Origin of the sequence: Micromonospora sp. NPDC049049, from assembly GCF_040649115.1 — a bacterium.
Lineage (GTDB): Bacteria > Actinomycetota > Actinomycetes > Mycobacteriales > Micromonosporaceae > Micromonospora.
Window position 1 is genome coordinate 256,854 of record NZ_JBEZEX010000003.1, and the last position, 20,402, is coordinate 277,255.

The window sequence follows — 20,402 nt, forward strand, 5'->3', positions numbered from 1 at the left end:
CCGAGCCCTCGCCGTACGTCGGCGGGGGCTCGGTGCCGTTGCGGGTGGTCGGTGGTCGCCCTGCTGTTCCAGGTGGTCGCCCGCAGGGGCCGGCAGGTCGTGCTTGGATGGGTCGGAGACGATCGTCCAACCTGGAGGACACCATGCCGGATGACCGGACCCAGCAGGCGTTGACCGATCTGGTGGCCAGCCGCTCGATGGGCGTGCTCGCCACGATCAAGCGGGACGGGCGTCCACAGCTGTCAACGGTGGTCTACTCCTTCGACCGGGACGCGGGCCTGATCCGGGTCTCGGTCACCGACGGCCGTGCCAAGACCGCGAACCTGCGCCGCGACCCGCGCGCCAGCTTCCACGTCAGCAGCGAGGACGGCTGGGCGTACGCGGTGGTCGAAGGTCGCGCCGAGCTGACCCCGCCGGCCACCCGACTCGACGACGAGACGGTCGAGGAGTTGGTGGCGCTCTACCGGGGGCTGAGGGGCGAACACCCCGACTGGGACGAGTACCGCCAGGCCATGGTCGACGAGGGCCGGATCGTGCTACGCCTGCACGTCGAGCGGCTCTACGGCATGCCGCCCCGAGGCTGACCCGCCGCTCAGGCTGACCCGCCGCTCAGGCTGACCCGCCACAGCCGATCAGCCTGGCTCGATCACTGTCACGCCGGGCCAACGCTGCGCCGGCCGGTGCCGGGCCAACCGCTGCCGCGACAGGGCCACGTCCACCCGGGCCGGGTTGTGCCGCCACACCCCGCCCAGCAGATCCGTCAGACCGTACGGCGCGCAGACGTCCAGCTGGCCGGCCTGGTCCAGGCGGACGGCCACCGCTGTCGCGTACTCCGGCCAGGTGGCGACCGCCTCGGCCACGCTGCGGTACGGCTCGATCGGGTCGCCGCCGAACGTGGCCGCGTACCAGGTGTGCACAGCGGCCTGGTTGCGAGCCTCCCACGGCGGCTGCGCCCACATCCCCTTCAGCAACGCGGTTGCCCGGTCGTCGTCGGCTCGGGTCAGCCTCGCCGGGTCGAAGAAGACCACGTCAACGTCGCGGACCCGCGCCGGGTCGAACCCGTTGCCGTACCGCTCGCCCCAGACCAGGTCGCGCAGTGCGCCAGCGCCGATCCAGGCGTCCGGCAGCCCGGAATCACGCACCACCGCCAGTGCCCGGATCAGCCAGTTGCTGCCGGCCACCAGCTCCCGCAGCTCGTCCTCGCCCGTCATCATGTGCCCACGGTAGGCAGCGGACACCTGCACGGACAGTCCCGGCGGGCAGTCGGCGTTACCCCCTCCCGGGCGGCGGGTAGACGGGCCGTGCCGACACCGAGAGGGGAGCACCATGACAACGGTCGGAGAGTTCATGACGACCCGGTTGGTGACGATGGACGGCAACGACACGCTCATCGCAGCCGCGCAGGAGATGCGTGACAGTGCGATTGGCGATGTGGTGGTTACCATCGGTGACAGTGTGGTCGGCATCGTCACGGACCGGGACATCACGGTCCGAGGTGTCGCGGAGAACATGGACCCGGGCTCGACCCGGTTGAACCAGATCACCACTCGCGACGTGATCACGGTGAGTCAGTACGACGATGCCGTGGCCGCCGCGGACCTGATGCGGACGTACGCCGTACGCCGACTTCCGGTGATCGACGACGGGCGCCTGGTCGGCCTGGTGTCGATGGGTGACCTCGCTGTCGAGCGCGAACCACAGTCGGTCCTGGCCGACATCAGCGCCGACGATCCGAACAACTGACCCGTCCGCCGCGGTGCGCGCCGGCTCTCCCTTCCGGGAGGGCCGGCGCGTGGTGTCTCCACCCCCTGCTCACCCGGATCGGGCGAGGTTGAGCGGGGGAGCGGCGGGGACCCGTGCGGGGACGTGCAACGCCGGCCGTCCGTGCGACGCGAGCGCGGTGGGTGGGATCCCCGGCCCGGCAACTGGGAGGAGTGGACCCGATGGTGGACGCGACCACGAGGTTCTTCGAGGACCTGGACCGGCGGGGGTACGAACCTCTGCTGGCCAAGACCTCCGGGACGCTGCGGATCGACCTGCACGAGGGGGCGCAGACCCGGCACTGGCTGCTGAGGATCGATCACGGCCGGCTGAACGTCAGTCAGGAGGACCAGGAGGCCGACACGGTGATCGGCGCGAGCCCGGTCCTCTTCGACGACATCGCCTCGGGGCGCGAGCACGGGCTGGCGGCGCTGTTGCGGGGGGACATGACGGTGTCCGGTGACGCTCGCCTCGTCGTACAGGTGGAGCGGATCTTTCCGGGTTCCCCGGACGCCCGTGGGCCGCGTCGGCGATTCGCGGGGGAGGAGCACTGATGGGGCAGAGCAACACGATCCGGATCCTGGACGGCAACACGTTCGTCGTCTGCGAGGACACCGGTGACATCGAGGCGACGCCGAGCGAGCCCACCGGGCTCTTCTCCATCGACACCCGGTTCCTGTCGACCTGGGTACTGACCATCAACGGTGAGCGGCTCAACTCGCTCTCCTACGACGACCTTCAGTACTTCGAGTCGCGATTCTTCCTGGTCCCGGGGATGGCCACGCACTACGTGGACGCGAAGCTGTCGATCATCCGCGAGCGCGCGGTGGGCGGCAGCTTCTGTGAGCAGCTGACCATCCTCAACCACGACGAGAAGCCTGTCGACCTGGAAGTCCGAATGGACGCGGCGTCGGACTTCGCCGACCTGTTCCAGGTGAAGGACGAGATCCTCAACAAGAAGGGCGAGATCTACACCGAGGTGGAGTCGGACCGGCTGCGGCTGGGGTACCGGCGGGGGAACTTCCGGCGGGAGACGGTCATCTCGTCGTCGACGTCGGCCCGGTACGACAGCAAGGGCTTCTCGTACACCGTGCACCTGGAGCCCAACGAGCAGTGGGATGCCTCGATCGACGTCCAGACCTACGCGGTCGGACCCGGTGGCCGGGACCTGCGGTTCGGCCTGCGCAAACACGGCACCGAGCGGCTCGCCCTCCAGCACGACCTGGAGCAGTGGATCGCCGACGCACCGAAGGTCAACAGCGAGCACGGCCGGGTGGCGAGCACGTACCGGCGCAGTCTGATCGACCTGGCGGCGCTGCGCTTCTCGCCGCTGTCGCTGGGCGGTGCCACCCTGCCGGCCGCCGGTCTGCCCTGGTTCATGACCATGTTCGGCCGGGACAGCATCCTCACCTGCCTCCAGACACTGCCGTTCACTCCGCAGCTGTCGAAGACGACGCTGCGCATCCTGGCGTCCCTGCAGGGCAGCCGGTTCGACGACTTCCGGGACGAGGACCCGGGGCGCATCCTGCACGAGATGCGCTACGGCGAGACCGCGGCCTTCGAGGAGCAGCCACACTCGCCGTACTACGGCTCGGTCGACGCGACGCCGCTGTTCATCGTGCTGCTCGACGAGTACGAAAAGTGGAGCGGGGACGTCGCGCTGGTCAAGGAGTTGGAGCAGGAGTCCCGGGCGGCGCTGAGGTGGATCGACAACTACGCCGACCTGGTTGGCACCGGCTACATCTGGTACGAGCGACGCAACACCGACACCGGCCTGGAGAACCAGTGCTGGAAGGACTCCTGGGATTCGATCTCCTACTCCGACGGCACGCTGCCGCCGTTCCCCCGGGCCACCTGTGAGGTGCAGGGGTACGCGTACGACGCGAAGGTCCGCGCGGCCCGGTTGGCGCGCGAGTTCTGGGGGGACCCGGAGTTCGCCGACCAGTTGGAGCGGGAGGCGGCGGAGCTGAAGGAGCGGTTCAACCGGGACTGGTGGGTGGACGACGGCGAGTACTTCGCCCTGGCCCTGGACCCGGACGGCCGGCAGTGCGACATCCTCAGCTCCAACATCGGCCACCTGCTGTGGAGCGGGATCGTCGAACCCGAGCGGGCGGAGAAGCTCGCCGCGCACCTGGTCGGGCCGCGGCTCTTCTCCGGCTGGGGGGTGCGCACCCTCGCCGAGGGGGAGGCCCGCTACAACCCCATCGGCTACCACAACGGGACGATCTGGCCGTTCGACAACTCGTTCATCGCCTGGGGTCTGCGCCGGTACGGCTTCGCCGAGGAGGCCGCGACCATCGCCAACGGCATCCTGGACGCGGCCACGTACTTCGACGGCCGGCTGCCGGAGGCATTCGGCGGCTACCCGCGGGAGCTGACCAAGTTCCCGGTGGAGTACCCGACGGCGTGCAGCCCGCAGGCCTGGTCGACAGGTACCCCGCTGCTGCTGCTGCGCACCATGCTCGGTCTGGAGCCGCACGAGGGTCACCTGGCGGTCGAGCCACGGCTGCCGGTGGGGATGGGTCGCATCGAGGTGCTGGACATCCCCGGTCGTTGGGGCCGGGTGGACGCGTTCGCCCGGGGTCGACTGGACCTGGACAACCTCGCGGACTGACCGATTCGGCCGCCGAACCGGCGGTGGCGTCGCCGCCCGCGTCGCCGCCGCCGGGTCGCCACCCAGCCGATACCCAGCCGGTCAGGGTAGATTCTGCGAATGCCGGAGCTCGTGTACCCGCCCGTTATCGCCACCGCCAAGACGCTGTTCCGGGTCCTCGACCTGAAGATCACCATCGAGGGCGCCCACCACGTACCCCGCACGGGCGGGGCGGTGCTGGCCAGCAACCACGTCAGCTACCTCGACTTCATCTTCGCGGGTCTGGGGGCGAACGCGTCGGGCCGCCTGGTGCGGTTCATGGCCAAGGATTCGGTCTTCACGCACAAGATCTCCGGCCCGCTGATGCGCGGTATGCGGCACATTCCGGTGGACCGGCAGGCCGGCGCTGCCTCGTTCCGCGCCGCCGTTGGCGCGCTCAAGAAGGGCGAGGTCGTCGGCGTCTTCCCCGAGGCGACGATCAGCCGGTCGTTCACCGTCAAGGAGCTCAAGAGCGGCACGGTCCGGATGGCCCGCTCGGCGAAGGTGCCGGTGTTGCCGGTCGCGCTGTGGGGCACCCAGCGTCTCTGGACCAAGGGCCGCCCGCGCACTTTGACCCGTCGGCACACGCCGATCACGATCCTGATCGGCGAGCCGATCAGCCCGGCGGACTTCCCGGACCCGAACGTGCTGGCCGCCGAGCTGACCACCCGCCTCAGCGCCCTCGTCGACCGGGCACAGCGGGATTATCCGGACACCCCGGCCGGCCCGGACGACACCTGGTGGCAGCCCGCGCACCTGGGCGGCAGCGCGCCCACGCCGGAGGAGGCCGCCGCTCTGGACGCCGCCGCCGAACACCCCGCTCCCAGCGCCTGACGCTGAAGGCGTGTGTCGACGTTCTCGGTGGGCCCGGGGCTTCGACGCACGCCCTAGCTGGCTGGATCGCTCCGCGCCAGGGCAGAACGGTGTCTGCCGACGCGGACGGTCGGTGTCACCGCTGCCCGGATGCTGCCCCGCCTGCGAGCCCGCCCCACGAGGTCGGATCCGGTCTTGAGCGGTAGTAGTCGTCCCGGGAGTGGAACTCCACCGGCAACGAGCCGGGCAGCGTGATCCGGGTGTCGCCGGCGAGCAGACCGGGGCCGGCCCGCAGCAGCAGCACGTCGCGCTCCTGGGCCGAGAGGTCGACCAGTTGTGGACGGTTGAGCCGGAACATGGCAACCGCCCGGCGGACCTGCCGGGCCAGCGCCACGACCTCGGCTGTCGTTCCGCTGAAGGCCAACGCCGGCTGCTGAATGGTGCGCAGCGCGTCGCAGACGATCAGCAGCTGGGCTGGGACGTCCGGCGCGCTCGTCGGCAGCTCCAACCGGGACGGCCACTGCCAGCGGATCTGACCGCTCATCAGGCCGTTCAGTCGAGCCGGTGGCCGGGCTCGGTGCGTGCCGTCGGCGACCAGCGACAGGTGCGAGCCACTGCCCACCCAGCAGATCCGCTGGTCGGTGACGGTCACCGCGACCGGCTCGGGCAACTGCCAGCGGCGTCGCACCTCGCTCGGCCCGAGCAGGTAGCCCGCGACCAGCAGCCGGTGTCGCCCGAGCAACCGCTCGCCGGGCATGGGTCGCAGGTTGTAGCGGCGGTCCAGGGTCGGGCCCACGTCGTCGTCGGTGGCGTCGAACCGGTGAGGACCGATGAAGAAGGGGGACGCGTCGGCGTGCATCGTCACGACCTTCCGGTCAGCTGGCTGTGTAACGAAGCCTTCCGGACCGGCGCGCCCCTGTCATGACGCCTGTTAGGGGGTCGGCCGGTCGTGCGCCGCCTGTGACCGGTAGATGCCGATCTCCTCCGGGCGGACGAGACCGTCCTCGATCGCACGGGCGAGTAGTGCCGCCTTTGTGGCGGCGGGTCGCCCCGCCCGGGTGTACTTGATCCGTGCCCGGTCGACGTACTGCTTCACTGTGTGCTCGCTGATCTGCATGCGCCGGGCCACCGACGCCTTGGACATCGACTGGAACCAGAGCAGCAGCGCCTCACGCTCCTTGTCGGACAACATCGGCCGGTCCGGCCGTGGGTCGCCGACCATCGCACCGGCCAGCGCCGGCGGCACGTACGGACGGTCGCTCGCGGCGGCCAGCACCGTCTCCACGCAGTGTTCCCGGCCCTCGTGCTTGGCCAGGAACGCCACCGCCCCGGCGTCCAACGCGGCGAGCATCGTCTGCGGGTCGGTGTGCTCCGAATAGACCACCACCCGCCGGCCGGCGGCGCTCAGCTCGGCCAACTTGTCCAACGCCATCCGCCCGTGCAGTCGCAGATCGAGCAGTATGACGTCGGCGTGCGGCGCCGCCCGCAGCACCGCGTCCGGGTCGTCGCCGGTGGCGAGCACCGTCAGGCGAGGCTCGGTGGCGAGCCAGGCGCGGACCCCCTCGACCACCACCGGATGGTCGTCGACGATCGCCACCCCGACCGGTCGATCGCCGGTCACCGCCGCCACCGGGTCTGCGCCCATCTGATGTTTCCGTCCCGTTCGTAGAGGTACTCCACCGGCCCGTCGTCGTGCTCCCCGGGGGGCGGGCCGGTCGACTCCGGCCCCTCCCGGTCCGGTGTGACCAGGCTGACCGCCACCTCGTCCGAGCCGGAGACCACTGTCAGACGCGCCCATTCCCGGGCGTCGGCCAGGGTGCCGGTGAGCGGGTCGGCCAGCCGGCGGCGGACCTCCACCGGCAGCGGCGGCGGGGTGCCGATGGTGACCAGGTCGATCGGAAGGCCGTTGCGTTCCGCCAGGTCGGCGGCGGCTCGCAACTCGTGCAACAGCGGGTCGGGCACATCGTCGGACTCGGCGATCAGCCGGCGCAGTCGGGCGGCGGCCAGCATGCACCGGCGCTGCACCTCCGGGTCGTCCGGGTCGGCCTGGCCGGCGGCCAGGTCCCCGAGGACCCGCCCGGCCGCCGAGCTGACCAGGGCCAGCCGGTCCCGGCGTTCCCGAAGGCCCCGCTCGGCGGCGTCCCGCTCCGCGGCCATCGCGTGACCGGCGGCCGACACGGCGGCCCGTTCCCGAGCCAGGCCGACGATGACGGTGCTGCCGACGAAGACCGCCACCGGCAGCGAGAACGTGCCGTAGACGTACATCACGTAGCGGGCCACGTCGGCCGGATCGGGGCCGTGCCCGAGCACCGCGACCAGGGCGATCAATGCGTGGGTGCTGAGGAGCGCGATCAGCCCCACGACGCGCCGGCCCCACACCGCCAGCACGAAGAACCAGCCGAGCGTGCCCCACACCCAGTTGGCGGCGGTGAACAACTGCCGCTCACCGGCCGCGGCGAAGACGGCCGCGTCGACGACAAGCAGCAGCCCGGCCAGCGGCCACGGCGGCAGTGGCGAGCCTTGCAGCAGCCGTACCCCGGCGATCGCGCCGGTCACGGCGACCAGTACCCAGGCGCCGAGCACCACCGCTGGCGCGGCGAACTCCGCACGGGCGGACAGCACCGCCGGCAGCGCGATCGCGACGTGCCAGGCCAACGCGATGGCGACGGCGGCGATCCGGGCACCCCGGTCGGACGCGTGCGCCACGGCGGCCGGGGCGGCGAGCGCCGCGGGGGACTCCGGTTCCCGAGGCGTCGGAACGCTGGTCCAGTTCGGTGTCTCGGGCGCGTCGGTGGGGTGCGCCGGGGCGTTCAGGTCAGCCGACACCGGGCCACTCCAGCCGAATCCGGGTGCCCACGCCGACGGCCGAGTGCACGTCGGCCCGGCCACCGACAGTCGCCATCCGGCCACAGATGGACTCGCGCAACCCGTACCGGTGCGGTGGGACGGTGGCCAGGTCGAAGCCGGGGCCGTCGTCGACGACCTCGACCACGACGCCGATGGCGTCGCGGGTCAGCCGCAGCGTGGCCCCGGCGCCCGGCGCGTGGCGGACCACGTTGGACAGCGCCGCGTAGGCGCTCTCGCTGATCGCGTCGGCCACGCCGACCGGGACGGCGCAGGACTCCAGGTCCAGCCGCACCGCAAGCTCGGGTAGCCGGCCGGCCACCAACCGCAACCGCCCGTCGAGCGGCACCGGGCCGTCACCGGCCACCGGGCCGACGTCGGTGAGCGCGACGAGGGTACGTAGGTCGGCCGCGCAGCGGTCCCGGAAGACTGTCGAAGGCCCGGCCACCGCGCCCAGCCCCACCATGGTCAGCGTCCCGAGCACCGTGTCGTGCAGGTCGCGGTTCTGCTGGCGTTCGGCCTCGCGGGCGGCGCGTGCGACCAACGCCTCCCGGGTCAGCCGCTGGTGTTCGACGAAGGCGCGGTCCGCCCGGCCGATGCGTCGGCGCATGACCGCCGCCATCATCGCCGTGCAGGCGGTCTGTGCCAGTAGCGTGGCCGCGTGCGCCCGGGCTTCGGTGGGGTTGCCGGCTGCCTGCGTGCCGGTCACGTAGGTGGCTATCACGAGTAGCCCGGCCGGGATCGACCAGCGTGCCGAGGTCGTGGCCTGTGTGTTGATCACCGTGGTGCTGGCCAGCACGGCGATCCAGCTGCCCTCGCCGGGCAGCACCTCGGGCGCCACCAGCACCGGGATGAGCAGGCAGGTCAGCGCGGTGACCGCCACGTCACCGCCGACGAGGCCGGGGCCGATGCCGTGGCGCAACGCGCGGTGTGCGTACCAGAGGGACCAGCCGGTCAGCACCCCCACGGCGGGCAGCAGCACCGCCTGCTGCACCGGCGGGGTCTGCACCGACACGGCGACCGCCGCGCCGAACAGCCCGCAGCTCAGCCGCAGCAGCGCTGGCAACGTGGTGAAGATGAGGCCCAGGGCCCCGCCGGCGGGATTGTCCAGCGTGGGCGGCGGCACGGTTGGGGTGGCAACGGCCGGCATCGGGAAGTGTCCTTCCGACAACGACCCGGTCCGGGTCCACGCGGCGTAGATCGACATCGGACAATAGCATGGCGGACCGTGGCGGGGTCATCCCTTGTGTGCGGAGTGTCGCTAATGTGTCACTCTGTGCTGTGGGCGCTGCGGCGGGCGGGCGTGATCCACTCGCGTTCGCGGAAGTCGGGGTGTCCGGAGCCGGCTGACCACCCGACATCATAAAAACCGAGTCGATCACCGGGTGCGATGGAGCGACCACCCGGCCGGAACCGGGGTCGCCCGTCGTCCGTCTCATCCCCGGATGGAAAGGTGGTGGGCCGGATGCGCTTCTCCCGTACGGCACTCGCGGTGGCACTGCTCGGCATGACGTTGGGCGGCTGCGGTGGCACGGAGATTGGGCCGGGTCGGGCCGACGAGCCCGCTCCGGCTCAGATCGTCGACGGGTGGACCTCCTGTGCCACGGAGGCGCCCAGGGCCGGCGAGATGACCATGGAGGCGTCGCCACCGGCCGTGGACGAGCCGACGATCGGTCGCATCGACCCCACGTTCACACCGGTCGCGGCCGTGGTCTGCGGGCGGGAGATTCGGCCGGGACCCAACGGCGGCCAGGGGCAGGTCGCCACCGAGCGACGCGCCGAGGAGATCGCACGGCTGCTCACCGCGCTGCGCCTTCCCGACGAACAGGCCAACGGGAAGGTCGCCTGCACCCTCGACATGGTCATTCCGCCGTGGCTCGCACTGGTGGACGAGCGGGGGCGTTGGCTTCGGCCCCACATCCCGACGGACTCCTGCGACAAGCCGCGCCCCGAGGTGATCGCCGCTCTGGCCGGGCCGCAGTGGACCACTGTGGACACCCGCACCATCCGGCAGGTCGAATCCGCGGCGGCCGAGGCCGCCGGATGTGCCCAACAGTGGACGGACCTGGTGTGGGTGGAGACCCGCAATGGCCGCCCCGGGCCGCCTCCGCCGGCCCGCTCGACCGCCGGGCCGCTGCGCCTCTGCGTCTACGAGGTGCCCGCGTCGCTTCAGGAGGGCGAGAAACCGCCGGGTGATTTCGTGTACGGCGGCCCGCTGCCGGCCGAGCGTCAGGCGGGCGTGCTCCGGGGGTTGTCCAACCGCCGGGCGGTGGTCGACTGTGCCACCCCGGCGAGCCGCTTCGCGGTGCTGCGCCCGCTCGAAGGGGCGGGCCCCGACCGGTACGTGGAACTCGACGGTTGCCAACGGTTCCTGGTCGCGCCAGCGACGGGTGGTGCGCAACTTGGCCAGGGCGACGCCGCTCTGGCCGCCTTGCTGGGGCCCGTCTAGAAAGTCGGAGGTACGCGCTACCGTCCCGGTCATGGCAGCTCGGATTTCCCTCACCCTCGACTCCACGGACGCACAGGTGCTCGCCGCCTTCTGGAAGGAGGCCCTGGGTTACATCGACGAGCCACCACCGCCGCCCTTCGCCACCCGCGCGGAATGGCACGCGCAGTTCGACCTGCCAGAGGACGACCTTCCCGAGCACGGCGCGTGGCTGTGCGACCCCGATGGTGTCGGCCCCTACCTCTCCATCCTCAACGTGCCCGAGCCCAAGACGGCGAAGAACCGGCTCCACATCGACATCCGGGTGCCCGGCCACGGCAACTCCGACGAGCAGTGGGCGCGGATCCGGGCTGAGGCCGAGCGGCTGGCGCGGGCCGGCGGACGGGTCCTCGCGGAGTTCGACCAGCAACACGTGGTGATGGCCGACCCGGAGGGCAACGAATTTTGCGTGGCGGTGGCCTCAGCCTGAGCACGGCGTCACCAGGTCTCCAGGCGGTCGAGGTCGCGGGCCGGCCGGTACCCGCCGAGGATCGCCAAGCCCTCCGCCTCGGTGTAGCCGTTCCCCCAACCCTTGCGGAACGCCTCGACGACGCAGGGCTTGACCACCATCTCCAGGACGTCACTGCCTTGCCGACGGGCACGGTATGGGCCGGCGACGAGATCCGCGGGCCGGGCGTCGCGGGCCGGGGCGGGTTGCGCCCGAACGGTCAGCCAACGGCCGGACACGTCGCCGACCACCAGAGCGCCCTCGACGAAAAAGTCCCGCGCTGACCGGCCGAGCGTGACCGAGCACTCCAGCAACCGTCCGTCGGGCGGCAGCGACTCCAGGCGGAACGGCACGGCGCAGCGGTGGGCGCCGTCGAACCGGACCCGGCTCGCCGTGCCCGTCGCGTCGTCAAGGGTGGTCGCGTAGCTGTCCAACTGGGCCCAGAGCCCGTCGGCGGGTTGCCAGCGGACGAACCACAGCTTCCGGTCGCCGGACGGATCGAACCAGGCGACCCCCGAGCGGTCGCCGACCCGTACCTCGGTCCGCCCCTGCGGTCGCCCCTGCGAGGACAGCGTCTGCTGGAGCCCGTCGAGCAACGCCTCGGTGCGCGCCAGCGCGAAACGCGCCTGATCGCTCGGACCCCGGAACTCGACGCTCTCGATGCCTCGCCCGGTGCGCCACGTGGCGAAGTCGGCACCGTTCACCAGGGTGTCGGTCGTGAAGTGCACTGTCGCGGGATCGGCGCCGACCTCCTCGGGGCGTACGGTCCCATCGCTCTGCGCCTTCGGCAGCATCAGTACCGCGGCCGGCATGACCGGGTCATCGGTGCTCCGAACACCCGGGATCGCCAGCACCACCGAGGTGAGAGCGACACACGCCGCCGCCACGCCGCCGATGATCAGCCCTCGCCGCCGCAGTCGCAACCGCCGGCCCCGATGCCGGGCCTGTTGCACGATCGGCGTCGGGTCGATGTCGCCTCCCGCCCGATGCCTGAGCGTGGTGGCGAGCTGCTCGTCGAGGTCACTGAACATCAGAGGTCTCCCGCCCATGCGTGGGTTGCCGCACCCTGTCGTCGACGCAGCGCCGCCAGGGCCCGCTTGGCGTGTGTGCGTACCGTCCCTGTCGAACAGGCGAGGATCTCGGCGATCGACGAGTCGTCCAGATCCTCGTAGTAGCGCAGCACGATCACGGTGCGCTGACGTGCCGGCAGATCACAGACCAACCGCCACAGCGCGTCGCGCTCGGCGACGCCGGCGGCCTCGTCCACCCCGCCGGCCCGATCGAGCACCGCGGCAACCGAGATCTCCCGGCTGCTGAGCCGACGCCACCACGAGTTGTGGGTGTTGACGAGCATGCGTCGGACGTACGCGTCCGGCTGGTCGGTGCGCGAGATGCGCCCCCACCGGGCGTACGCCCGGGCGAGGACCTCCTGAACCAGGTCCTCGGCCCGGTGCTCGTCACCGGTCAGCAGCCGGGCGAGCCGCACCAGCGCTGAAGTGCGAGCGAACGCGTACTCCTCGAACGTCACGCCCTATTAACGCCGTAGGCCGGCCAACCCGTAGACACCCGCCGGGCACTTTCCACCGAGCAGGGCCGTCGTGACGCGCCCCACCTGTCGAGGCGTCGGCGGGGCTACCTCCGTCCGTGTCGGGAAAAAATCTATGAGCGAAGCGCTAGATTTTCGTGCCGTCCCCGGCTAATGTTTCTGGGGTCGAGAGAGCAAACAAAGACGCTGACGTTGCCGCCCCGCACGAGGGCGAAGGAGCGGGGCCCAGGAGTTTGTGGGGCCTGCTCAGCTCGGCGACGGGCACGTGCCGTCGCTGGGTAGTACGTGGAAGGCTGTGACAGCGGGTGAGGCCGACGCTTGTTCAGGGCTTCACCCGAGGTTGAGAAAGGTTCGTCGCACGTGTCAGGGCCATGAAGTCGCGTGGGGCTCGGACACCGACGGACAGCACGGAGTACGACAGAGGAAATCAGAGGCAAGGGAGGGCATTACACCGTTGGATCGCCCGCTGCCAGTCGCGTTCGTGGGCTGGGCGCGGACACCGCAGTTTCCATCGAACGAGAGGTGGTCTCCGGTCACGCTTATGCGATCCTCGCACCCGAAGCCGTCCCCGACGGCTGGTGCGGACAAGACAAGCCGACGTTCTGTCGGTAGATGGTGTTCCTGACCCACAACCCTTGGGCCCCGGTGCTTCCGAGCACCGGGGCCCTCGTGATGGAGGTTCCATGGCTCAACCCGACGACATGTTCGACGACGAGGACTACCCCGCCTACACGATGGGCCGTGCCGCCGAGATCCTCGGCTGCTCGCAGGACTTCCTACGCCGACTCGGCGATGCGAAGCTGATCGACCCGCAGCGCTCCAGTGGCGGGCACCGCCGCTACTCCCGCTATCAACTGCGCCTTGCCGCGAGAGCCCGGGAGATGTGCGACCAGGGCACCGACATGGCCTCGGCCTGCCGAATCATCATTCTTGAGGACCAACTCGAAGAGGCCCTTCGGCGCAATGAGCGCCACCAGCAGGGCTGAGCACACCCTTCGTGCGGCGCAGACGCGCCCGGCCCGACGAAGCATCGAGCCGGGCGCATCAGGCTGAGCTATGCCACGAAGCGTGAACGGCGTCGGCGCCCGATCAGGTAGCCCGCGCCGCCGAGGAGCAGGAGCACACTGCCAATGCCGGCCACGGTCGCGGTGTCGGCACCGGTAACGGGCAGCCCACCGCCCTCGCCACCCTCGCCGCCGGGGGCACCCGGGCTGGCGGAGGCAGTAGGAGTCGGTGCAGCGGTCGTCGAGGCGCTGGGCGTAGCGCTCGGCGTGGGCTGAGACGCGCAGTCCAGCTCACGGGCGTCGTACAGGCCGTCGTTCAGGTAAGCCAGATAGGCATCGACGGCCGCCTCGCGGAGCACCGTCTGCGCCGCTGTCTCCACGTTGGGGCCAGTGGGCAACGAGTCGGCGTTCGCCGCGAACAGGATCTGGGCGGCCAACACCCGTACCTCCTGCTCGGGAGCGGTGTCCAGGTCGATGGTGAAAAGCTCGCGGATGTCCTTGTACGCCTTGCGCTCGACCCCCTGACACGCCTCGTTCAGCCCAGGCGGGACGACGTTCCCCTTCCTCCGGTGCCTCGCCCCGAACCAACATGAAGGGGCGCCGTGAACACCCTTTCGGGTGGCGCGGCTGGAGGAAGGGATGCACAGGGGCCGAGGTGATAGACGGGGCCGGGCACGGCAAGCCGCTGACCTGCGTTGGTGAAGTGCGCCCGGCAGGATTCGAACCTGCGGCCTTGGGATTAGAAGTTGAATCCTGATCGTGTTTCTGGGTGATCAGTAGTCCCTAGGGGTGTCTATCTGTCCAGGTAGACACCCCTAGGCGTGCCGGTCACTGCCGGCCTGTGACGGTTAATTTGTAGCCGTCCGGGCTCACAGCGGGCGCACCCTTCGCCATGGTTTCGCGTGAGTCCTTGCCGGGTCCGTCGAAGTGCAGCCCGAACATCTGACTGTCCGCGCTGCCCCGGTTGACCTCCCGCTCCTTGCCGAGGGGACCGGTGGTGAGTGTCGAGCGAGCCGAGGTGTGAGTCAGCCGGACTTGTCGATCAAGTGCCTTGGGCAGTAGTCACGGACGTCGTCGCGTAGGACCGAGACGTCTCCTCGCTCGGCGGCGTCCGCACCGTCCGGTACTGCTGACGGGTTCCGCCCCCATCCGTCTGCACGACGAGCGGCCACGTAGGCACCTCCCGAAGTACAGCAGCGGCCGTGGCAGATCGGGGCTCGTCGTGTGCGACCCGCGCGGCCAGCCACTCTGCCTTCCAGGCGCAGGCCGCCCAGGCAGCGTAGTTTCCCCGTACGGCGGTCACCTGTATCACTCCCGGCTCGGTTCCAAGTCCGGCGACGAATTCGTTGATGTCAGAAGCAAACGAGTAGCCCGGCGGGACCTGCACCTCTGCCGGACGCCACTCCCGCACCAGCTCGCGGAAGTCGACACCATCGATACGTAGATACTCACTCGTATCGTTCTCGTATCGTTCTCCGTATACCCCGGGCTGCCGTACTCGCCGGTGGGCGCAGGGGTGGCGTATCCGAAGGCCGTGCTGGGGATGATCAGCAACGCCGCGAGTACTCCGGTTGCGGCGGCCATCCACTGCCAGCGACGTGCCGCACCATGGCCGGAGCTATCCGGGAGTTGCGCATGCTCGTGCCGCCTTGTCACGTATCCTCCTCAGTCGCCGATGACCACTGCAATCCTTTGTAAGAAATGCCTGGTCTTACCCGGTATGAGACTGGTTAACCTGGGCTGGTCCGCCATGCCGAGATCGGCTAGGACGGGACCGCCATCAACACCCAGGCTTTATATCGCACCCGTGTTGCAGGGTCCTGTCCTGCCGGCTTCTTACGGGCCGTCGTGTCAGGCTGGCTGGGTCGAACGCGATGTTCACTCGGCTGCCTTTTGGAGGATGTCACCGTGCTCGTACCGAAGTTGCGTCAGCAGTAGGCTTCCCAGACCGAGTACGCCGAGGGCGTACCGCTTGGCGTCATCCCGGGTCTGAATCCGGTGCCGGTCGACGTTGCCGAGCGCCTGGGCGAAGCCCACGCCGAGAGCTCGCCACCCCTCCCGCTCGCTGGCCTGGCGGCCTAGCCGGTAGTCGCTGGTGTCGCCGAATACGTCCGAGTAGAGCTGCTTACCTACGAGGTTGTTGCCGCTCCGGTCCTGCGGGTTTCCCGCCCATGTCCGAATGTGGCTTTCCACGAAGATCGCCGTCTGGCTAGCGACCTTTCCCCACTCCTCATCCTCGACCAGACCCTTGACGTGCTTCCAGAGATCCGGGTCCCACGCGTGCTCATCGACCGACTCCTCACCGCTGGCCAGTCCGAGTTCCCAGAGGGCTGCCTCTATGAGTTCGCAGGCTTTCCTGACGCCACGGCGGGTGGCCTCCTGGAACGCAGAACTCGGCGTGCGATCAGTGAACATGCCGAGGCTATACCGAAGCTTGTCGAAGCGTTCTACCAGGTTGTTGTCAGCGCCGAGCGCGCGGACGAATACCGCACGGGTCCGCGCCTTCCAGGAGTCGAGGCCTGTCTTATGGCCGAAGTAATCAGCCTCAACGGCTTCCTTCTTGAGCTTCTCAAGTTCCGTGATGGCGACAGCAGAGCGCATGGGCGCGAGCTTACTTCTTCCCTGCGACATAGACCCACGCCTCGGCTGCCCCGCCACCGGATCTAGGTTGCGCAGAAGCCAGACCGCGATAGGTGGTGGCCGGGCCGCCGGACCAACCTGACGCACGTACTCGCCGACTCTCGCCGATGGCGAGATGACGCGGGACCAGTTCGCTCAGGCCAACCGCAGGACTCAGGATCGACTTGCCGAGGTCGAGGCTCGATTGACTGAGGCGGGTGGTAGCCACGTGCAGGCCGGGTTGCACGGTCCTGGAGAGGGTGAGCGTTGGCTCACCTCGGATGACATTCAATGGAGGCGGACAGTGCTTGCGGCCCTGGTTGAGGTGGTGCTGCGCCCCGCCAAGCCGGGCAGGCCGAAGAAGGTGAGCAGGTGGATCCGGCCAGCATTGCGTTTCGGTGGCGTGGATGACGAACAGGTATTGCCGAGGGTTGACACGAGGACAACCCGCTGCGGCCAGGAGCTTTCGTGCCTGAATGACCCGATTGCTCGTAGGCAAGCGAGTTGCAGGGATGCAATCCAGCGCGGCAAAACGAGGAAATTCCATGTTAGGGCGCCGCGTGCCCGGCAGATAAGATGTCCGTGCCCGGCAGGGGCCGCGAGAAAGGGTGACCGTTCGGTGGCGAGTACGGCTCTGAAGCTCAGCGAGGATTGGGCGCTCGGTGAGCGCATAGGTGAGGGAGGCTTCGGCAGCGTCTTTGCGGCCAGTTCTCCGCGTCATCAAGATGCAGTTGCCAAGCTGATCCCGAAGAAGCCCGGATCCGCCCGGGAACTTCTATTCGTTGATCTTGAGGGCGCAAGGAACGTTGTCCCAATCGTCGACAGTGGCGAGACTCCCGATAGCTGGGTAATTATTATGCCTCGGGCGGAGATGTCGCTTCGGCAGCACTTGCAGAGTGCCCTAAGCCCAACGGAAGCGATTGCAATCCTATCGGACCTGGCGCTTGCATTGAGCGACCTGCAAGATAGAGTTGTTCATCGGGATCTCAAGCCCGAGAACATTCTCTTACTCGACGGGCATTGGTGCGTTGCGGACTTCGGAATCTCCCGGTACGCCGAAGCAACGACTGCACCGGATACGCAGAAATACTCGATGACCCCGCCTTACGCTGCTCCCGAGCAGTGGCGGTCAGAGAGGGCTACTTCTGCGACCGATGTATACGCCTTCGGGGTTCTGGCATACGAGTTGCTGGCCGGTGCTTGGCCGTTCAAAGGCCCCAGTTTGGGTGACTTTCGGGATCAGCATTTGCATGACGAGCCACCTGCACTGAACGGCGTCTCGGTCGCCCTGGTGAGCCTCGTGGAGGAATGCCTGTATAAGGCTCCGCAGACTCGACCCTCGCCAAGCAATATCTCAGCTCGGCTGGAACGGGCTGCACACACTGTTCCTGGAACAGGGTTCGATCTTCTGCGCCAAGCGAATCGAGCTGAGGTTGCCCGCCTTGGCGAACAAGCACGTGCCGCTGAGCGTGCCCGCTCCGAAAAGGAGCGCCGTGCTGACATAGCCAAATCGGCAAGCAAGGCGCTCAATCGGATTATGGATGCCGTCAAGGTGTCGATTTTAGAAGCTGCGCCCTCGGCAGTGTGTCACACTGCCGAGCCAGACATCGATCCCGTGAGCGGGCGACAGCACATGCGCCCTCAAGGCTGGTCGATTAACCTGAGCAAGGCAACGCTCGATTTCATCATTCCAATCGGCGCGCAGATGGACCTCCATAGCAGGTTTGAGCTGCCGATTGATGTTGTTTATTATGCGCGGATTTCGGCTGAACGCCAGAAGGGCAATCGAAACGATAGGGCATACCGGGGTAGATCGCATTCTCTGTGGTATTGCGACGCCCAGGAAGAGGGGCGATACCAGTGGTTCGAAACAGCCTTTACGCCTCAACGCGCGCTGCACCCCTCGGGGCCCGAAATTGATCCGTGTGCACTCGATCCCAATGATGATGCAGCAAAGGCTTTGGGAAACGGCCTGTCGTTCGAAAGGGACTACGCCGTTGCGTGGCCCTTCACGCCAGTCGTAATTGACGAGCTTGACGGCTTTGTCAATCGATGGGCCGGCTGGTTTGCTGACTGCGCTTCCGGCGACCTGCGTCGGCCTTCGCAATTCTCGGATCGACCAGTGAAGGGCAGTTGGCGAACAGGGTCGACCATAATTGATTTGCTGCAATGAGCTCTGCCTCAATCGGTCGTGTCCCAGAGACTCGATCATGGCGATCCCGGTACGACAGGGGTGCGGGCGCCCGCTGCATATCAGGTCGATTGACCGTCTTGTGGGGCGAAATAGCCTTTCAGCATTTCGGTGCTCCACCTGGCTTGCTGCACCGAGCCCCGTGGCCCGAACTCTGAGAACCACGGCTTGATGTCGAGGACCGGAGTGCCGTCCACCGCGTCCAGGTCCTCGATATGCAGGTCCAGCCCGTCGACCTTGATCAGCCGGCACCGGCTTACGCCCAGCCAGTTGATCCGACGCATGTTGCGATGGCCAAAGATGCCGACTTCCGGCCACTCCGGGTTGTCCCTGGGGCGACGTGTACCGAGGTTCAGGTCAGTGGGATCGGTGAGATGGAAGCGAAATACGACCTCAAGATGGGAGAACTCCTCAAGTCCTTTGGTGGCTTCTGGCGTGAAGCGTTCTTTATCGACTCGAATGACAGCTCTGGTTCCGCCCCAGTAGTCGTCTGTTGGCTCGGTTCTTCCCCCTACGACGCGAGCAATGGACTCCACGGTGAATTCTTCGGCTGCCATTCCGGCCTCCCGGTCTGTATGTGACTTCTTCTAGGCAGAAGTAGAGAGGTAGCTCTTGGCGCGTGCATCGATCTCCTGGACCACTCGGATCTTTCGGTTTTGGTAGGGGGAGAGGATGGCGCGCATCTCGGCGGCTACCTGACGCGTACGGCCCGAGCGAACGCCGTCCATCGCGTCGAGGGCGCGGGACCACGTTGCGCAGGCTTCCTCAATCTCACCCTGCCGGGCCTGCACTGCCCCGAGGTAACCAAGCGTGACGGCGTGGGTTCGGGTGAAGGCTGCCGCTTTGCGTGTCCTGACACTGCGGCGGAAATGACTTGTCGCCCCCGCTAGGTCGCCGGTGTCACGTAACGCGCATGCCGTCTCGTGCGCGAGGCTGGCCTCAGCGAAGAAGAAGACTCGTCCGGGCTCGTCGTCTCCTTGGGTGGCGGCGGCAAGGTCGTCCTCTGCTCGGAGCAGCGCGCGGGCCGAATGTTGGGTCTCGCCATTTACTGCTAGAGCGCGAGCATGGACCACTCCTATGAGAGCGCGTTCCCGTGGAGCTGCCGTCTCGTAGCGGTCGCCGTGCACCGAGGCATCGGCGAGATCGAGAGCGTGTTTGTGGTGCCCAAGGTCGATCGCCTGGTGTGCCATCGCCCGGAGGACGTGGCCCGCCATCGCCGGGTTGTCGGCTTCGGCAGCTAACTTCACTGCGATGTTGAAATAGTGCTGCGCGACGTTGTGTTCGCCATTGTCAAACGCCATCCATCCCACAAGGTAAGAAAGCTCGCTGGCCGCGGTGAACATGTCGCGTCTCAGCTTTTCGTCTGCGTAGCGCCCGCGTAGGTAGGCCGCCACGTCGGAGCTGAGATATTGGACCACTGCTGATCGGGCGTGCCCGCCGCCCCGGCGCTGGTCCACGCGCGAGAACAGCGACACCATGTCGTGTACCGCGTCAACGTCGCCTCTGCCTACGGTCCTGCCAGCGGGCGTGCCGCGCGCTTGGCCCAGCTTGACCATGCGCGTCCACCAGGGATCGGCTGGCAGGGCAAGCGCAGCAAGCGAGTAGGCGGCAGTGCCCAGAACGCGCCTGCGCTCAGCGTCCACGTCGACTCTCCCGAGTTCGGTCAGCGCAGCCAGCGTATCGACTCGCCACCCAATCATGTCCGCTGAGGACAGCAGTGGAGCTGGCAGGCCGATGTCATCCAAGGTCAGCACGCGTCCGAGCTTGCGTGACAACGCCTCGCAGAGCAGCGCGGGTGCTCGTCCGGAAGGCTTCGAGCCGGCGATCCAGTGCGAGACGTGGGAGCGGCCGACCCCGGTCAGTTCGTCCACGTTGCTCTCTTGAGCGACGCGGACCAGTGCTCGTGCCACCTCGGCGTGGGACATCCCAGCTTCCGCGATCACGGCTGCGAGCTTGGTGTTGCCGGGTCCCGCTTGCGGCACTGTGTACCCCCGCATATAAGTCGATCTTTCACCACGTTCACCGCTTCGACGTGCGTCACAGAGTACCTAACGGCGGT

Annotated in this window: 20 protein-coding genes; 9 read left to right on the top strand and 11 right to left on the bottom strand. The window is 68.3% G+C overall.

What is annotated here, in order from left to right; translation table 11 throughout:
- Positions 1-143 precede the first annotated feature (143 nt).
- On the top strand, positions 144-584 hold the full coding sequence (locus tag AB0B68_RS05325; protein WP_357206505.1) for a PPOX class F420-dependent oxidoreductase: 441 nt from the start codon (positions 144-146) through the stop codon (positions 582-584).
- A 48-nt stretch (positions 585-632) separates the two neighbouring features.
- Here AB0B68_RS05325 and AB0B68_RS05330 read toward each other — a convergent pair whose 3' ends face one another.
- Entirely contained in the window at positions 633-1,214 is a 582-nt protein-coding gene (locus AB0B68_RS05330; RefSeq protein WP_357206502.1) for a nucleotidyltransferase family protein, read from the bottom strand.
- Positions 1,215-1,326: 112 nt separating this feature from the next.
- Here AB0B68_RS05330 and AB0B68_RS05335 point away from each other — a divergent pair, with 112 nt between their 5' ends.
- The 4 genes from AB0B68_RS05335 (at position 1,327) to AB0B68_RS05350 (ending at position 5,227) form a co-directional block, all read left to right on the top strand.
- Entirely contained in the window at positions 1,327-1,743 is a 417-nt protein-coding gene (locus AB0B68_RS05335) for a CBS domain-containing protein (protein ID WP_357257946.1), read from the top strand.
- A 200-nt stretch (positions 1,744-1,943) separates the two neighbouring features.
- Entirely contained in the window at positions 1,944-2,315 is a 372-nt protein-coding gene (locus tag AB0B68_RS05340) for an SCP2 sterol-binding domain-containing protein (protein WP_355008943.1), read from the top strand.
- Positions 2,315-4,375: a glycogen debranching N-terminal domain-containing protein gene (locus AB0B68_RS05345; RefSeq protein ID WP_357202971.1), complete on the top strand. Its 2,061-nt coding sequence runs from the start codon at positions 2,315-2,317 to the stop codon at positions 4,373-4,375. Before AB0B68_RS05340 ends, AB0B68_RS05345 begins: the two co-directional genes overlap by 1 nt.
- A gap of 99 nt (positions 4,376-4,474) precedes the next feature.
- Positions 4,475-5,227 (top strand): lysophospholipid acyltransferase family protein, encoded by a 753-nt coding sequence (locus AB0B68_RS05350; RefSeq protein WP_357257948.1) that lies wholly within the window; start codon positions 4,475-4,477, stop codon positions 5,225-5,227.
- Positions 5,228-5,342: 115 nt separating this feature from the next.
- On the opposite strand, the gene AB0B68_RS05355 is transcribed toward AB0B68_RS05350, so the two are convergent.
- The 4 genes from AB0B68_RS05355 to AB0B68_RS05370 form a co-directional block, all read right to left on the bottom strand.
- Positions 5,343-6,065 carry a hypothetical protein gene (locus tag AB0B68_RS05355; protein ID WP_355008940.1) on the bottom strand — a complete coding sequence of 241 codons (723 nt, stop codon included), beginning with the start codon at positions 6,063-6,065 and terminating at the stop codon, positions 5,343-5,345.
- 72 nt (positions 6,066-6,137) lie between these two features.
- Positions 6,138-6,851, bottom strand: coding sequence for a response regulator transcription factor (locus tag AB0B68_RS05360; RefSeq protein ID WP_357202965.1), 714 nt, complete (start codon positions 6,849-6,851; stop codon positions 6,138-6,140).
- Positions 6,824-8,032: a hypothetical protein gene (locus AB0B68_RS05365; protein ID WP_357257950.1), complete on the bottom strand. Its 1,209-nt coding sequence runs from the start codon at positions 8,030-8,032 to the stop codon at positions 6,824-6,826. Before AB0B68_RS05365 ends, AB0B68_RS05360 begins: the two co-directional genes overlap by 28 nt.
- On the bottom strand, positions 8,022-9,200 hold the full coding sequence (locus AB0B68_RS05370; RefSeq protein WP_357202979.1) for an ATP-binding protein: 1,179 nt from the start codon (positions 9,198-9,200) through the stop codon (positions 8,022-8,024). The genes AB0B68_RS05365 and AB0B68_RS05370 overlap by 11 nt, the downstream gene beginning before the upstream one ends.
- A gap of 315 nt (positions 9,201-9,515) precedes the next feature.
- Here AB0B68_RS05370 and AB0B68_RS05375 point away from each other — a divergent pair, with 315 nt between their 5' ends.
- Complete coding sequence (locus tag AB0B68_RS05375) at positions 9,516-10,499, top strand: hypothetical protein (protein WP_357202959.1); 984 nt, start codon at positions 9,516-9,518, stop codon at positions 10,497-10,499.
- 31 nt (positions 10,500-10,530) lie between these two features.
- Positions 10,531-10,965, top strand: a complete 435-nt coding sequence (locus AB0B68_RS05380; RefSeq protein ID WP_357257952.1) for a VOC family protein — start codon at positions 10,531-10,533, stop codon at positions 10,963-10,965.
- An 8-nt stretch (positions 10,966-10,973) separates the two neighbouring features.
- Here AB0B68_RS05380 and AB0B68_RS05385 read toward each other — a convergent pair whose 3' ends face one another.
- Positions 10,974-12,014, bottom strand: coding sequence for a hypothetical protein (locus tag AB0B68_RS05385; protein WP_357257954.1), 1,041 nt, complete (start codon positions 12,012-12,014; stop codon positions 10,974-10,976).
- Complete coding sequence (locus AB0B68_RS05390) at positions 12,014-12,511, bottom strand: SigE family RNA polymerase sigma factor (protein WP_357202952.1); 498 nt, start codon at positions 12,509-12,511, stop codon at positions 12,014-12,016. Before AB0B68_RS05390 ends, AB0B68_RS05385 begins: the two co-directional genes overlap by 1 nt.
- A gap of 701 nt (positions 12,512-13,212) precedes the next feature.
- Here AB0B68_RS05390 and AB0B68_RS05395 point away from each other — a divergent pair.
- Positions 13,213-13,515, top strand: coding sequence for a MerR family transcriptional regulator (locus tag AB0B68_RS05395; RefSeq protein WP_357202949.1), 303 nt, complete (start codon positions 13,213-13,215; stop codon positions 13,513-13,515).
- Positions 13,516-13,583: 68 nt separating this feature from the next.
- On the opposite strand, the gene AB0B68_RS05400 is transcribed toward AB0B68_RS05395, so the two are convergent.
- Both AB0B68_RS05400 and AB0B68_RS05405 read right to left on the bottom strand, forming a co-directional pair.
- Positions 13,584-14,072, bottom strand: coding sequence for an LPXTG cell wall anchor domain-containing protein (locus tag AB0B68_RS05400; protein WP_357258048.1), 489 nt, complete (start codon positions 14,070-14,072; stop codon positions 13,584-13,586).
- A gap of 1,339 nt (positions 14,073-15,411) precedes the next feature.
- On the bottom strand, positions 15,412-16,134 hold the full coding sequence (locus AB0B68_RS05405; protein ID WP_357257956.1) for a TIGR02391 family protein: 723 nt from the start codon (positions 16,132-16,134) through the stop codon (positions 15,412-15,414).
- Positions 16,135-16,771: 637 nt separating this feature from the next.
- Here AB0B68_RS05405 and AB0B68_RS05410 point away from each other — a divergent pair.
- On the top strand, positions 16,772-18,325 hold the full coding sequence (locus tag AB0B68_RS05410; RefSeq protein ID WP_357257958.1) for a serine/threonine-protein kinase: 1,554 nt from the start codon (positions 16,772-16,774) through the stop codon (positions 18,323-18,325).
- 80 nt (positions 18,326-18,405) lie between these two features.
- On the opposite strand, the gene AB0B68_RS05415 is transcribed toward AB0B68_RS05410, so the two are convergent.
- Both AB0B68_RS05415 and AB0B68_RS05420 read right to left on the bottom strand, forming a co-directional pair.
- On the bottom strand, positions 18,406-18,900 hold the full coding sequence (locus tag AB0B68_RS05415; protein WP_357257961.1) for an SAM-dependent methyltransferase: 495 nt from the start codon (positions 18,898-18,900) through the stop codon (positions 18,406-18,408).
- A gap of 30 nt (positions 18,901-18,930) precedes the next feature.
- Positions 18,931-20,286, bottom strand: a complete 1,356-nt coding sequence (locus AB0B68_RS05420) for a Tat pathway signal protein (protein WP_357257963.1) — start codon at positions 20,284-20,286, stop codon at positions 18,931-18,933.
- Between the last annotated feature and the right edge of the window lie 116 nt (positions 20,287-20,402).